The following is a 13399-nucleotide window of genomic DNA, read 5'->3' as shown; positions in this document are numbered from 1 at the left end:
CCGGCCTTCCGCTCGCGAGTGAGATGCCCGAATCATCCCCCAGCCGGGTCGACTCGCGCCAGGAACTTCCCCAGCACGCCGTTGAACTCCTCGGGGCTCTCCAGGTTCGGCATGTGGGCCGTGTTCCCGATGACGTGGAGGGCCGAGTCGGGCAGGGCCGCATGCATGGCCGCCGCGTCGGAGACCGGGGTGTAGGTGTCGTCCGAGCCCACGACCACCAGGGCCGGGACGGTGACCCGGGTCAGCAGGGGGCGGTAGTCGGGGCGGGCGGCCCGGGCCCGGAGGGCCGCCGCGGCGGACGCGGGGCGGGTGGCCGTCATCATGGCGTGGACGTGGGCCTTGACCTGCGGGGCGGCGTACGGAGCGACCATCTTCCCCAGTACCTCGTCGGCGTATCCGCGCATGCCCTCGCGCAGCAGCCGGTCCGCCATGGCGTGCCGGGTGCGCACGCCCTCCGGGGTCTCGGGTGCGGGGAAGGTGTCGGCGAGGACGAGTCCGCGGACGCGGTGGGGAAACTGACGGACCAGGTCCATCGCGATCTGGCCGCCCATGGACAGGCCCGCGAGCACGCAGCCGTCCACCTCCAGGTCGTCCAGCAGGGCCGTGATGTCCTGGGCGAACTCCTCGAAGCGGGTGACCTCGGGGGTTGCGGGGGAGGCGCCGTACCCGCGCAGGTCCGGGGCGATGACGCGGCGGCCGGCCGAGAAGGTCTCCAGCTGGGGCGTCCACATGGTGCGGTCGAAGGGGTGGCCGTGGACGAGGACGAGGGGGAGCCGGGTGGGATCCTCCCCTTTGTCCTCGTATGCGAGGAAGGGTGCCATGTGGACGACCCTAGGACGCCTCAACTTCTCGGTGCAATAAGATCTTTGCCCTCGGTGCAATGTCAGCAGGGGGGCTCATGGACGCGTACCGGCGTATCGCCGACCGGATAGCGGACGACATCGCCGCCGGACGGCTCCGGCCGGGCGAACGGCTGCCCGCGCAACGGCGGTTCGCCCGGCGGCACGGGATCGCGGCCTCCACGGCGGAACGGGCCTACGGCGAACTGGTGCGGCGGGGGCTGGTCGTCGGCGAGGTCGGCCGCGGCACCTTCGTGCGGGCCGCGGCGGAGGGGCCGGCCGGGCGGGCGCTCATCGAGCCGGCGACCACGGCGCCGGTGAATCTGGAGCTCAACTACCCTTCCGCGCCGGGCCAGTCGGAGCTGCTGGCGCCCGCCCTGGCCCCGCTCCTGCGCCCGGACGTCCTGGCCGAGGCCCTGCGTCCGGGCCCCGCCACCGGCACCGCGGCGGCCCGCGCGGCGGTGGCCGGCCTGCTCGCCACGCCCGGCTGGCGCCCGGACCCCGAACGGCTGCTCTTCACCGGCAACGCCCGCCAGGCGATCGCCGCCGCCCTTGCCTCCCTGGTCCGGCCCGGTGGCCGTGTCGGGGTCGAGGAGCTGACGTATCCGCTGGTCAAGGAGATCGCGGTCCGGCTGGGCATTCGGCTGGTGCCGCTGGCCACGGACGCGGAGGGACTGCGTCCGGAGGCGGTCGCGGCCGCACACCGCACCGCTCCCCTGTCCGCGCTCTACGTCCAGCCGACGCTGCACAACCCCACGTCGGTGACGTCGGGCCCGGAGCGGCGACGCCAACTCGCCCATGCCGTGACCGAGTTGCACATCCCCGTCGTGGAGGACCGCATCTGGTCCTTCCTGGCTGACCCGGCCGAACCCCTCGCCGCCCACGCCCCCGACCTCACCCATGTCGTCGACGGCCTCTCCAAGCGGGTGGCGCCGGGGCTCACGGCCGGCTTCCTCGCCGTACCGGCGCACCGGGTGCAGGCCGTCGCGGACGCGGTGCGGTCCGGCGGGTGGAGCGCGGGGCGGTTCGCGCTGGAGGCGGGCGTGCGGTGGATCGAGGACGGGACCGTGGCACGGCTGGTGGCGGCGAAACGGGAGGAGGCGGCGCGCAGACAGCGGCTGGTCGCCGGACACCTCGCCGGCTTCCGCGTACGGTCCGACCCGCGGGCCTGCTTCGCGTGGTGGGAACTGCCCGCACCCTGGCGCGCGGACACCTTCACCGCGGCGGCCGCCGCCCACGGCATCGCCGTCACACCCGGCCCCGCCTTCTCCGTCGCCCCCGGCCGCACCCAGGACGCGGTCCGGCTCGGCCTCGCGTCGGCCGTCGGCGCGGACCTGGAGCGGGCGTTGGGGACGCTGGCCGTCCTGGCGCGGGACGGTGGGGGGTGAGCCCGCTTCGGCCGGCCTTACCGGGGGCGCGTCAGATGCGGACCCTGGCCGGTCGCTCCGCCGGGTCCGGCGCGGGGCTCGACGGGCCTCGCGGGCGGCGCAGGCGGGTGGTGAGCCAGGTGGCCAGGGCGACCGTCAGGCCCAGGGCGACCAGCAGCCAGGATGCCTGGCGGAGGGTGGCGGTGAGGGCGTCGTAGACCGCGCCCGCGGCCGGCTGGTGGGCCTCCTCGGGCAGGTCGGCCAGGGTGAGGCGGCGGCCGATCGTCACGGCGAGGGCGAGCAGCGCGCCGCCGAGCGCCGTGCCGAGCGCGGTCGCGGTGACGGCGCGGCGGCGGCAGGTGGCGACGGCGATCCCGGCGACGGCGAGGACGACGGCTGTGACGGGCAGCCAGAAACCGGCGACTTCCAGCACGTGGAATCCTTTCCGGAACCGGTCCAGTTCCTGGACCGGCAGAACCGACACCTCGGTGTGCTCGACCGGGATGCGGTTCGCGAACGGGACGTGGTCCACGGCAAGTTGACGCTTGACCTGGGCGGTGACGGGGGCGAGGTCCACCGTGACGTCGTGCTCGCTCTCGTCGTGCAGGGCGCGCAGCACGGCGTCGTGCACGGCACGGTTCGCGGCGTCCCAGGCCAGGCGGAAGGCCTCGGTGCGGGTGAAGGAGTGAACCGCGTCGTGCACATAGGGGCGCACGGCGCCCCGCAGCGGACGCACGTCCACCCGCGCGTCGACCTCGTCCATGATCCCGGCGCCCACGGTGTCCGCGATCGCGTTCCGCACGGCCGGATCCGCGGCCAGCGGCGCCATGGTCGTGACGTAGCGCCCCGTGTCGGCGAGGTCGTAGGCCGCCCAGGCCGCCAGCGCGCCGCACGGGGCGAGCAGACAGGCGAGGGCGATCAGTGCCGCCGACAGGGCGCTCCGCAGGCGCGCAGGACGTGGGACCACCCCTCAAGGCAACGGCCCGGGGGCGCCGCGCGCGAGCGCTGCGGCGCCGAACGGGTTACCGCGCGCCGCCCGGCACGGTCAGCGGAGGCGGTTGCCCACGGCGTCCTCACGCGTGTAGTAGCGGTAGAAGAACACCAGGAAGACGGCCGCCGTGACGATGACGCCGACCGCCACCGACCGGTAGATCGACTCGCCGGTCTGGCTGTAGAGGAAGCCGACCGCGGCACCGGCGAAGGCGGACTTCACCAGCGAGTGCAACTCGCGCTTCAGCAGCGGCGCGAACGTCGCGACGGCGACGCACAGCACGATGAACACGGCCGCGGTGACGAAGCCGAACAGGATGTTCCAGCCGGTGATCTCGCCGCCGCCGCGCCGGTTGGCGGCCGCCCAGTAGCCGTAGACGAGCCCGAGGGCCACGGGGATGCCGTACCGGCCCACGGTGTGGACCCGGTCGTCGAACAGATCGGGTGTCCGGGTGGGCCGTGCCGCCCGGTTCGCCCTGACCCGTCCCATCATGCCGCCGGACGTGGGTGCCGCTTGAGCCATGAGAGCACTCCTCTCTCGCCTCGCCCCCGACTACCAGAGCACACCTGCGAGCAGGCCCTGGCAAGTCGGTCGACGACCCGGATGCGTGCGGGACGGGGACATGTTTCGCTGAGGCCCATGACGAAGGTGCTCGACCGGGTTGCCACGGTCCGGGCACCTCGACGCTTCCCAGCGGCACCGGATGCTGCGGGTGCGGGACCGCAGCGTCGCCTGGGTGCCGCCCGCGCTGCTGCTCGTCACCTACGTCCTCGCGGACCACGCCTGGCCGCACCAGTACCAGACCGGACTGCCCGACTTCATCCTGGTCGCCCTCGGCGGCGTGCTGCGCCCCCTGCCGCCCGGCTGGAACGGCCTCGAGCACGCGGCCGTCTATCTCGCCGCCGACAGCGAGGCCCGCGTCGGCGGCGACTTCTACGACATCCAGCCCGGCCCGCACGGCACCCGCGTCCTCGTCGGCGACGTCCAGGGCAAGGGCCTCGGCGCGGTCGAGGCGGCGGCCGCGCTGCTCGGCACGTTCCGCGAGGCCGGCTACCACGAGGCCGGCCTCGCGACGGTCGCCGAGCGCCTGGAGGCGCGGATGGTCCGCCACCGCGGGCACACCGCCGCGCTCGGCCGGCGCGACGGCGACCACTTCGCCACCGCGGTGCTGCTCGACTTCCTCGCCGACGACCCCGGCGCGGTGGACGTGGTGCTGTTCGGCCACGACCCCCCGCCGCCTGGTCACCTACGTACGCGACGGCACGCTGCGGCACTGCGGCGACCGCCTGGCCGACGACACGACGGTCTTCGCCGTACGGCGATCGCAGTCCTGCGGCCCACCTCCGTCCTGAGGTCCACCTTTGCAGCCGCAGCGGTTACGGTTTGCCGTACGTGATCGACGGGGGATGGGGAGGGAACGATGCCCGGGACCGTGCTGTTGCTCGCCGCATCCCCGGCGGGCAAGGGATGCCTGGTGGACGCGGCGTCCGTGCTCCCCGTCCTCGCGGCCGTCGCGCCCGCCGTCCTGTCCGGCACGGACACCGCGAACGTCGTCGAACTCGCCGACCCGCTGGAGCCGCAGGCCGTCCTCACCCGGCTGCGCGCCGCCGCGGCGGCCCCCGGACCGCTCACCGTGTTCGTCACCGGGCAGCTGCAACTCGACCGGCGCCAGCGGCTGCCGCACCTTGCACTGGCCCGCACGACACCCTCGACGGTGCGGTACACCGGGCTGCCCTGGCACTGGGTCCGGGAGGAACTCCGGCTGCGTGCGGCCGGTTCCACCACGCTCGTCCTCGATCTGCACGCCGACGCGGAGACGTGGGAGTGGCTGCGCTCCCGTCCGCTCGACTGCGGGCGCAACGTCGCCGTCTACGGCCGTGTCGCGCCGCCTCCGCCGTCGCGGCGGGCGCTGGCGGTGCCGGCGTACATGAAGGCGGTGGCGACGATTCTGCGCAGCGGGTGGCGGCCGCCGGTTTCGCAGTTGCATGAGCAGGCGCTGGCTCGGGTGGGGGTCGGGGGTTATGCGGATCTCGTGCTGGCCTCGGGTGGTGGAGTGGCCGGTGTCCCTGGGGGCTACGTCCCCAGACCCCCGTATCGGCCCGAAGGGCCTCGTCCTCAATCTCCCCCAGAGGGGGCACCCCCAGACGGGCTGATGGAAGCGGACCGGCGTGAAGATCGTGAGGCCGGCGACGGCGACCCGCACAGTGCCATCTCCGCCGCCGTTCAGTCCGGCCGGCACCCCGACGCCGACGCCCTTGCCGCCCGTCACGAGCAGGCCGCCGTGGAGGCGCACGGGGCCGGGTCGCAGGAGGCGTTGCACTGGGCCGAAGTGCGGGCGGATCTGGCGATGTTCGCCGGGGATCCGGTGCGCAGCTGCCGGACGTGGCTGGGGGTGGCCGCCGCGCGGCTGGCGGCTGGGCAGGCGGCGGACGCGCCGGCCGTGGAGGCGGCCGTGGACCGGGCGCACCATCAGTGGGGGCAGGTGCGGGACGCGGTGGCGGCGCGCGAGCTCGGCGCCTCGCTCGCCGATCTGCGCTCGCGGGTACCGGGACGCCGGGAGGGCGCACTGGACCATGTCCGGCGCCAGTTGCGGCAGTTGCAGACCCAGGGTTAGGCGAGGTGGGCGAGCGCGGCCGAGACCAGTGTGCGTACGCCCGGGGTGATCGTCGAGAGGTCGGGGGCGAAGTGCGGGCTGTGGTTGCTGGGGACGGCGAGGAACTTCTCCATCAGGTCCGTGCCGGGTGCCGCGTCCCAGACGTCGGCCGAGGTGGTCGTGACGAACCAGTAGGAGTACGGGATGCCGCCCTCGGCCAGGTGGGGGAAGTCCTCGCTGCCCATCACGGGGCCGAAGTCCAGCACCGTCCCTGCGCCGAGCACCTCCTCGTGCACGGCGGCGGTCAGGCGGTCGGCGTCCGCGTCGTTGACGGTCGCCGGGAAGGCCGCGCCCAGCGTGACCTCCGGCTCGCGCGGGCAGCCGGCGGCGAGCGCCTCGCCCGCCGCGATGCGCCGGATCGCGGCGATCATCCGGTCGCGGACCTCGTCGGACTGGGTGCGCAGGTTGAGGGAGATGCGCGCCTCGGACGGGATGATGTTGTGCCGGGTGCCCGCCTCGATCCGGCCGACGGTCAGCACCGCGGAATCGCGGGCGGCGATCTCCCGGGAGACCACGGTCTGCAGCCGGGTCACGAGGTAGGCGGCCGCGACGACGGGGTCGACGGTCGTCTCCGGCCGGGAGCCGTGCCCGCCGCGCCCGTGGACGACGATGTCGAGGTCCGTCGAGGCCGACAGGATCAGGCCCGCCGAGTGGGCGTAGAAGCCGACCGGGCCGGGGCCCGCGTGCTGGCCGAGCAGCACGTCGGGGCGGGCGAAGCGCTCGTACAGGCCGTCCTCGATCATCGCCAGCGCGCCCTGTCCGGTCTCCTCGGCGGGCTGGCCGATCACGAGCAGGGTGCCCGACCAGGCGTCCCGGCCGGCGGCCAGCGCCTCGGCCGCGCCCGCCAGCCAGGTCACATGCAGGTCGTGCCCGCAGGCGTGCATCACCCCGGGCACCTCGGAGGCGTACGGCAGCCCGGTCTCCTCCGGCACCGGCAGCGCGTCCATGTCGGCGCGCAGCAGGACGGTCGGGCCGTCGCCGTTGCGCAGCAGCCCGGCGACGCCCGTGCCGCCGACGCCCTCGGCGGTCTCGAACCCGGCCCCGGCCAGGCGCCCGGCGAGCTTGGCGGCCGTGCGGTGCTCCTGGAGGGAGAGCTCGGGATGGCGGTGCAGATCCTGGTAGAAGTCCGTCAGGTCGCCGACCGGGAGCCGGGCGGTGAGGTCCAGCGCGGTGCGGGCAGCGGGAGTGGTCACGGGAGCAGGGTAACGGGGGCCGCCGTACGAAAGCCCTGGAAGCCGCCCGCTGCGCTAGCCGGCGTGATGGACTTGCTGCACCTGACCGACCTGTCCGGTGTCCGCCGCCCGCGCCGGGCCCGCGTTGGCGGCCAGGACCAGGGCGGCCACTGCGATCAGGGCGGCACCGAAACCTCGGGCATAACGCTCGGAGATGTGTCGGAGCACGGCAACCTCTCAACAGCGTTGTATTAAACGCGCTTAAGACGCCGTTTAACCTAGGGGCATTCGTGGTGCAACAGCAAGAGGCACAGGGGGAGTTGGCGTGTCCGAGCGTGACGATCCGGTGACCATAGGCCGCAGAGTCCAGCAGTTGCGGGCCGACCGTGGTCTGACCCAGAAACAGCTGGCCGAGCCCGCCTACACCCCCGCCTACGTCTCCACGCTGGAGGCCGGCCGGGTGCGGCCCTCCGACGGCGCGCTCAGGCACATCGCCGAGCGGCTCGGGGTCGCCTACGAGGAGCTGGTCACCGGACGTCCGGCGCACCTCGCCACCGACCTGCGGCTGAGGCTGACCGAGGCGCAGCGCACCCTGGCCTCCGGGGAGGCGGAGGAGGCCGCGGAGCAGTACACGGCGCTGCTCGCCGAGGCCGAGGAGCACGGGCTGGCCGACGTACAGGCCGTCGCGCTGCTGGGCCTGGGCGAGTGCGCTCTGGACACCGGTGAACTGTCCGTCGCCCGCGGGTACTTCGAGCGGTCCGAGCAGGTACTCGCCGACGCACCGCTGCCGGCCCGCGTGCCCGCCCTGCGCGGCCGCGCCGTCTCGCACTATCTGGCGGGCGAACTCCGGTACGCCGTCTATCTGCTGGAGTCCACCCTCGACGAGCTCAACCGCGGCGGACTGCACGACCCGGACGCCCTGCTGCTGCTCTACGCCAGCGCCATAGGCCCCTACATGGACATGGGCGCCCACGCCCGCGCCGCCCAGGCCGCCGAGTTCGCCCTCGCCCTCGCCCCGCAGTCCGGCGACCCCGCGCTCGTCGCCCGTATGCACCGCTCGGTCGCCCGCACCCTGCTCGCCGAGGGCCGTACGGCCGAGGCCGACGCCTCGCTGGCCAAGGCCGCCGAGCTCTACCGCACGCTCCAGATCCGCACCGAACTCGCCAACTGCCACTGGATGCGCGGCTACGTATACGCCCAGAACGGCGAACTGGGGCGCGCCGAGACCGAGTTGCGGCAGGCCCTCGACATGCTCTCCGCCAAGCGCGCCGCCCTCTACAGCAGCCAGGTCGCCGTGGAGCTCGCCGACGTGCTGCACCGCCGCGGCAAGTCCGGCGAGGCCGCGGCCCTGCTGCACGACGTGCTCAGCGACCTCAGTTCCGAACGCGGCGCGCTGCACTCCGCCGCCGCCCACCGCCTGCTCGGCATCATCGCCGACGACGCCCGCGACACGGAGGCGGCGGAGGAGCACTACGTCCGCGCCCTGAGCCTGCTGGAGCGGGCCGGCGCCGTCGGCGACCTGGCCGACCTGTGCCGGCTGCTCGGCGATCTGCTGCGCCGCACCGGCCGGGTGGAGGCGGCGCTGGACGCGTACCGGACGGGCCTCGGGCACCGTACGGCCCCCGGCACCACCACCCTGGGACCCGCACCCGCACAGCCTCCGCTCTGAGCTGCCCGCGCCCTGGGGCGAAAGGTGTTTCGCCCCAGGGGCCAGGGGTAGTCGGGCAGAAATCCGGAGCGGGCGTGCCGTCGGCTCGACCCCTCCCGATGGCAGGCCCGCCTCGGGTGCCGGCGGACGGCGCCGGCACCCGAGGCCGGTGAAGGAGGCGGTAGCCGTGCGTCCCCCGCACGACCGCTGCGGCTTCCCCGGCGGCGATCCCCGTCCAGGCGGCGACGGGTCCCGGCCGGGCGGTCCGCAGGGCCCGACCGGGCACGACCCGGACCGGGCCGGTGCCGCTGAGATGATCGCCGAAGGGGTGCGTGACGCCCGGCCGGGTGAGATCCCGGAGCGGCTGTGCAGAGTCGCGGTACGGCTGCTGGCGGTGGCCGGCGCGAGCGTGTCGCTGTGCGGCGAGGCGATGCCCGTGCGGCTCGGCGCGAGCGGCGAGGAGGCCGCGCAGCTCGCGGAGATCCAGGCGACCGTCGGCGACGGGCCCTGCTTCGACGCCGTCCGGGAGGGCATCCCCGTGCTCGCCCCCGATCTGACGGGCCGGGACGCGCGCCGCTGGCCGGTGTTCGCGTTCGCGGCGACGGCGGCCGGGGCGCGGGCGATGTACTCGCTGCCGCTGGGCGACAGCAGGGTGACCGTCGGAACGCTCGATCTGCACCGGGCCACCCCGGGCGGGCTGACCGGGCGGGACCTGCGCCGCGCCCAGCTCGTGGCCGGTGTCATGGCCCGGGCCGTCACGGCGCTGCCGCACGAGGAGTACGCCGACGGCAGGGACGAGTCCTGGCTGAGCGGGCTGACCGCCGAACACGACCTGGTCTACCAGGCCGTCGGGATGACCATGGCGCGGCTCGGGATCGACGCCGACGAGGCGCTGGCGCGGCTGCGCGGGCACGCCTTCGCACAGGGCCGCACCGCACTGGAGCTGGCGCGGGACGTGGTGGCGCACCGGGAGGAGCTGGAAGGCGGCTGACGGGGCCTACGATCCCGTCATGGACATACTCGGGCTCTCCCTGATCATCCTGCTCGTGCTGTTCGGCATCGGCAGCATCGAGAACCGGATCTCCCGTCAGGACAAGCGTGTTGCGCGCGTGGAGCACAAACTCGACCTGATCCTGGACCACTTGGGGCTGCGTGAGCCGGAACCGTGGTCGGACGAGGTGGGCGCCCTGCTGCGCGACGGCCGGAAGATCGAGGCGATCAAGGTGTACCGGGAGGCGACGGGGGCGGGCCTGAAGGAGGCCAAGGAGGCCGTGGAGAAGATCGACCCGGCGAGCTGAGCCGGCCGGACTCCCCCGGGCGAGACGCCGTCAGACCCGCAGCCGTGCCTGCTTCCTGACGTCGGCCAGCCGCGCCACACCCACCTGCACGAAGGCCTTCGTGGCGTCGGCCGACACGAAGCCGGGGCCGCCGTGGGTGAGGGCGATCGTGGCGTCGCCGACCCGGACCACGGCCACGTCCAGGGTGAGCACCGTCTGCTCGCCGTCGCCCGTCTCGCTGGTGAACGTCACCCGCAGGCCCTGCCGGGCGTCCCCGACGTCCGGCAGCTCGGCCGCGCTGACCAGGACCTCTTCGCGCGCGCCGTGGTCGGTCGTCGCCGTGAACCTGGCACAGGTCTGCGGCAGCGACCCCAGCCAGGCGAGGGTCCGGTCGACGCCCGCGGGGTCGAGGGTCAGCACCTGGTAGCGCAGCTGCGCCTGGTCCATGGCGTCGTCGAGCCCGGTCACGGCCCGTGTCCCGCCCTCCGTCCCGAACAGGTCGTCGGTGTAGAGCGCGTCGAGCAGCCGCCGGCAGTCCGGCGCCTCGGCGGTCGCCTTGAGCACCCCGTCCCGCCAGGTCGCGGCCCCCTGCGTCGCCGCCCAGGGCTCCCCCAGGTCGCCCTCGGTCACCAGCGCGGCCCGCGCCTGCGCCTCGGTGAGCGGGACGGGCGACGGCGGCGCGGCCGGGGACGGCCGGGCGCTGTGCGAAGGCGCGGTGGGCGCCTGGGCCCTGACCTGCGCGAGGGCACCGCACGCGCTCGCGCTCGCCAGTGCCCCCAGGGACAGCACGGAGGCGACGACGACACGGGACGGAATGCGGATCATCGGGGACCTCCAGCCCACTGAGGATCGGTGACGTCTCCAAGGGATCATCCAGCACCCCGCCCGACCAGCGCTCCGGGCCGTCCGGGTTACGGGACGCACGGCCGCGGCCACCCCCGTCGAGGCCGGCCGCCCGTCCGCGCCGCCCCGGAAAACCCGTCGCCTCCGGCTCTGCCACCGCGCTACCGTCCGCCCATGAAGCGCGCCCACTCGTTGTCCACGACGACGCCGGAGAGTGTCCCGGCGCGCTGAGTTCTGGACTGGATGTCCGAAGCCCCGGGCGAGTGGCCCGGGGCTTCGTCGTCGGCCGCTCGTCTGTCATCACGAGGAGAGTGACCATGTACGACCACCGCAGGCTCGGCCGTGAACTCGAGCTGTTCGGCACCGATCCGCTGATGGGCGCGGGGCTGCCGTACTGGCTGCCCGACGGGGCCGTCGTGCGCCACGCGCTCGAGGAGTACATCCGCGACCAGGAACGCGCGGCCGGCTATCGGCACGTGTACTCGCCGGTCCTCGGCAAGCGCGAGCTGTACGAGATCTCGGGGCACTGGGACCACTACAGCGACGACATGTTCCCGCCGATGGAACTGGGCGGCGAGGAAGTGGTGCTGCGGCCCAGCCTGTGCCCGCACCATGCCCTCATCTACCGGTCGCGCTCCCACAGCTACCGTGAACTGCCGTTGCGCATGGCCGAGTTGGGCGGCATGTACCGCTCCGAGCCGTCCGGCGTGCTCGGCGGGCTGACCCGCGTACGGGCCATCCAGCTCAACGACGCCCACATCTTCTGCACCCTGGACCAGGCGGTCGACGAGGCCCGCGCGGCCCTGGAGCTGATCGCCCGCGCCTATGCCGACCTCGGCATCCGCGCCGTCCGCCATCGGCTGTCGCTGCCGGGCGAGGGCGGCAAGTACGTCGCCGACCCGGAGCTGTGGCAGCGGGCCACCGGCCTGCTGAAGGAGGTGCTGGCGGGCGCCGGAGTCCCCTACGAGGCCGTGGAGGGCGAGGCCGCCTTCTACGGCCCCAAGATCGACGTCCAGATCGCCGACGCCGCGGGACGCGAGTCCACCCTGTCCACCGTCCAGATCGACTTCCACCAGCCCGAACGCTTCGACCTGCACTACATCGGCACCGACGGCTCCAGGCACCGCCCGGTCATGGTGCACCGCAGCGTCATCGGCAGCGTGGAGCGCGCCGTGGCCCAGCTGATCGAGGTCCACGGCGGCGCCTTCCCGGTGTGGCTCGCCCCCGTGCAGCTGGTCGTGCTGCCGGTGTCCGACGCCCAGGAGGAGCGGGCCCTGGACGTCGTCCGGCGGGCCGTGGCCCGCGGTCTGCGCGCGGAGTACGCGGGGTGCGGGCAGGGCAGCCTCGGTGCCCGCATCCGGGCGGCGCGCCTCGTGCCGTACCAGGCCGTGATCGGCGAGAAGGAGGCCGGCGGCGACCTGGCGGCCGTACGGCTGCGGGACGGGCGGCGTCCGGGGACCGTGGAGGTGGAGGATCTGCTGGAGCGGGCCGGCGCGTGTGCGCGGGCCCGGGACGGCGAGCTGTGGGCGGCTGCATAGGGTCGTTCGCACAGCTCTCAGAGAGAGGAGCGCGGCCGTGACCGGTCAGCCCATCCCGGTGATCATCGACTGCGACACCGGCGTCGACGACGCCCTCGCCCTGCTGTTCGCCGTACGCCATCCCGCGATCGACCTGCGCGCCGTCACCTGCGTCGCCGGGAACACGGACGTCGACGGCGTCGTCCGCAACACCCTCACCGTGCTGGAGCAGGCCGGCGCCCCCGACATCCCGGTGGGCCGGGGCGCCGAGCGCCCGCTGCTCGAACCGGCGCGCTCGGCGCGGCACGTGCACGGCTCCGACGGCATGGGCGACCTGGGACTGCCCGCGCCCGCCCGCACCGCCGCCGACGTGGACGCGGTCACCCTGCTGCGCCGCGAGATCCTCGCCGCCCCGCGCCCGGTCACGCTGGTGCCCACCGCGCCGCTGACGAACATCGCCCTGCTCCTGCGCACGCACCCGGACGTGGTGCGGGGCATCGAGCGGATCGTGTTCATGGGTGGCGCGGTGGCCACCGGGAACGCCACCGCCGTCGCCGAGTTCAACGTCTGGCACGACCCGGAGGCGGCCGCCGTCCTGCTCACGGCCGGAGTGCCGATCACGATGTACGGCCTGGACGTCTTCACCCAGGTCGTCGTCCCCGGCGCCGACGTGCACCGGCTCCGTGCCAGTGCGGAGCCCGGCACCCGGCTGGCCGGCGAACTCCTCGCCCACCGCCCGGCCCACCCGGGCGAGGCGCCGGAGGCCGAGGAGGCGGGCGGCCTCGGCGACGCGGGCGCGGTGTGCACGGTCGTCGACCCGGCGGGCATCACCACCCGGCTCCTCCCGGTCGAGGTCTCCCTCGCCCCCGGCCCGTCCCGCGGCCAGACCGTGGTCGACCGCCGCCCGCGCCCGGGGGAGTCCGAGATCCACGAGGGCGTACGCGAACAGCCGCTCGTGGACGTCGCGCTGGACGTGGACGTGGAGCGGTTCGTGAAGCTGTACCTGGAGACCGTCGAGCGGTAGCCGGGCAGGACGAACGCCCCGGAGCGGGGGTCTCCGGGGCGTTCGTATAGGGGAGTGGTCTGCTGGTG

At 74.3% G+C, this 13399-nt stretch carries 13 protein-coding genes and 1 pseudogene; 8 read left to right on the top strand and 6 right to left on the bottom strand.

Going from position 1 to position 13399, the window contains the following annotated elements:
- Nucleotides 1–32 precede the first annotated feature (32 nt).
- The gene (locus ACIBN2_RS26820; protein ID WP_399137913.1) at nucleotides 33–821 is read right to left on the bottom strand and encodes an alpha/beta fold hydrolase; all 789 of its coding nucleotides are present in this window, start codon (nucleotides 819–821) and stop codon (nucleotides 33–35) included.
- A 77-nt stretch (nucleotides 822–898) separates the two neighbouring features.
- Here ACIBN2_RS26820 and ACIBN2_RS26815 point away from each other — a divergent pair, with 77 nt between their 5' ends.
- Entirely contained in the window at nucleotides 899–2227 is a 1329-nt protein-coding gene (locus tag ACIBN2_RS26815; protein ID WP_399137911.1) for a PLP-dependent aminotransferase family protein, read from the top strand.
- Between the two features lie 31 nt (nucleotides 2228–2258).
- On the opposite strand, the gene ACIBN2_RS26810 is transcribed toward ACIBN2_RS26815, so the two are convergent.
- On the bottom strand, nucleotides 2259–3173 hold the full coding sequence (locus ACIBN2_RS26810; RefSeq protein WP_399137909.1) for a hypothetical protein: 915 nt from the start codon (nucleotides 3171–3173) through the stop codon (nucleotides 2259–2261).
- 78 nt (nucleotides 3174–3251) lie between these two features.
- Complete coding sequence (locus ACIBN2_RS26805; protein ID WP_399137908.1) at nucleotides 3252–3719, bottom strand: hypothetical protein; 468 nt, start codon at nucleotides 3717–3719, stop codon at nucleotides 3252–3254.
- Between the two features lie 117 nt (nucleotides 3720–3836).
- On the opposite strand from ACIBN2_RS26805, the pseudogene ACIBN2_RS26800 reads away from it, so the two are divergent.
- Nucleotides 3837–4549 (top strand): annotated as a pseudogene (locus ACIBN2_RS26800) (PP2C family protein-serine/threonine phosphatase).
- Nucleotides 4550–4617: 68 nt separating this feature from the next.
- Nucleotides 4618–5811 carry a hypothetical protein gene (locus tag ACIBN2_RS26795; RefSeq protein WP_399137907.1) on the top strand — a complete coding sequence of 398 codons (1194 nt, stop codon included), beginning with the start codon at nucleotides 4618–4620 and terminating at the stop codon, nucleotides 5809–5811.
- Here the strand turns inward: ACIBN2_RS26795 and ACIBN2_RS26790 are convergent.
- Nucleotides 5808–7043, bottom strand: a complete 1236-nt coding sequence (locus tag ACIBN2_RS26790; protein ID WP_399137905.1) for an amidohydrolase — start codon at nucleotides 7041–7043, stop codon at nucleotides 5808–5810. The genes ACIBN2_RS26795 and ACIBN2_RS26790 overlap by 4 nt on opposite strands.
- Before the next feature lie 54 nt (nucleotides 7044–7097).
- Nucleotides 7098–7250, bottom strand: a complete 153-nt coding sequence (locus ACIBN2_RS26785; protein WP_384256234.1) for a hypothetical protein — start codon at nucleotides 7248–7250, stop codon at nucleotides 7098–7100.
- Between the two features lie 97 nt (nucleotides 7251–7347).
- Here ACIBN2_RS26785 and ACIBN2_RS26780 point away from each other — a divergent pair, with 97 nt between their 5' ends.
- The 3 genes from ACIBN2_RS26780 to ACIBN2_RS26770 all read left to right on the top strand — a co-directional run bounded on the left by ACIBN2_RS26780 (nucleotide 7348) and on the right by ACIBN2_RS26770 (nucleotide 9968).
- Nucleotides 7348–8691 (top strand): helix-turn-helix domain-containing protein, encoded by a 1344-nt coding sequence (locus ACIBN2_RS26780; protein ID WP_399137903.1) that lies wholly within the window; start codon nucleotides 7348–7350, stop codon nucleotides 8689–8691.
- A gap of 166 nt (nucleotides 8692–8857) precedes the next feature.
- A complete protein-coding gene (locus ACIBN2_RS26775) occupies nucleotides 8858–9661 on the top strand; it encodes a GAF and ANTAR domain-containing protein (protein WP_399137901.1) in 804 nt (267 codons plus the stop codon).
- A gap of 19 nt (nucleotides 9662–9680) precedes the next feature.
- A complete protein-coding gene (locus ACIBN2_RS26770) occupies nucleotides 9681–9968 on the top strand; it encodes a ribosomal protein L7/L12 (protein WP_399137899.1) in 288 nt (95 codons plus the stop codon).
- Nucleotides 9969–9998: 30 nt separating this feature from the next.
- Here the strand turns inward: ACIBN2_RS26770 and ACIBN2_RS26765 are convergent, their stop codons facing one another.
- Complete coding sequence (locus ACIBN2_RS26765) at nucleotides 9999–10772, bottom strand: hypothetical protein (protein WP_399137897.1); 774 nt, start codon at nucleotides 10770–10772, stop codon at nucleotides 9999–10001.
- 335 nt (nucleotides 10773–11107) lie between these two features.
- On the opposite strand from ACIBN2_RS26765, the gene thrS reads away from it, so the two are divergent.
- Nucleotides 11108–12328 (top strand): threonine--tRNA ligase, encoded by a 1221-nt coding sequence (gene thrS, locus ACIBN2_RS26760; RefSeq protein ID WP_399137895.1) that lies wholly within the window; start codon nucleotides 11108–11110, stop codon nucleotides 12326–12328.
- A 37-nt stretch (nucleotides 12329–12365) separates the two neighbouring features.
- Complete coding sequence (locus ACIBN2_RS26755) at nucleotides 12366–13331, top strand: nucleoside hydrolase (protein WP_399137893.1); 966 nt, start codon at nucleotides 12366–12368, stop codon at nucleotides 13329–13331.
- Nucleotides 13332–13399: the final 68 nt, after the last annotated feature.

This window comes from Streptomyces sp. NPDC050534 (assembly GCF_044457745.1).
Classification (GTDB): Bacteria; Actinomycetota; Actinomycetes; order Streptomycetales; family Streptomycetaceae; genus Streptomyces.
Note: the sequence above shows the minus strand (reverse complement) of the source record. Positions and strands in the feature narration are given on the sequence as shown.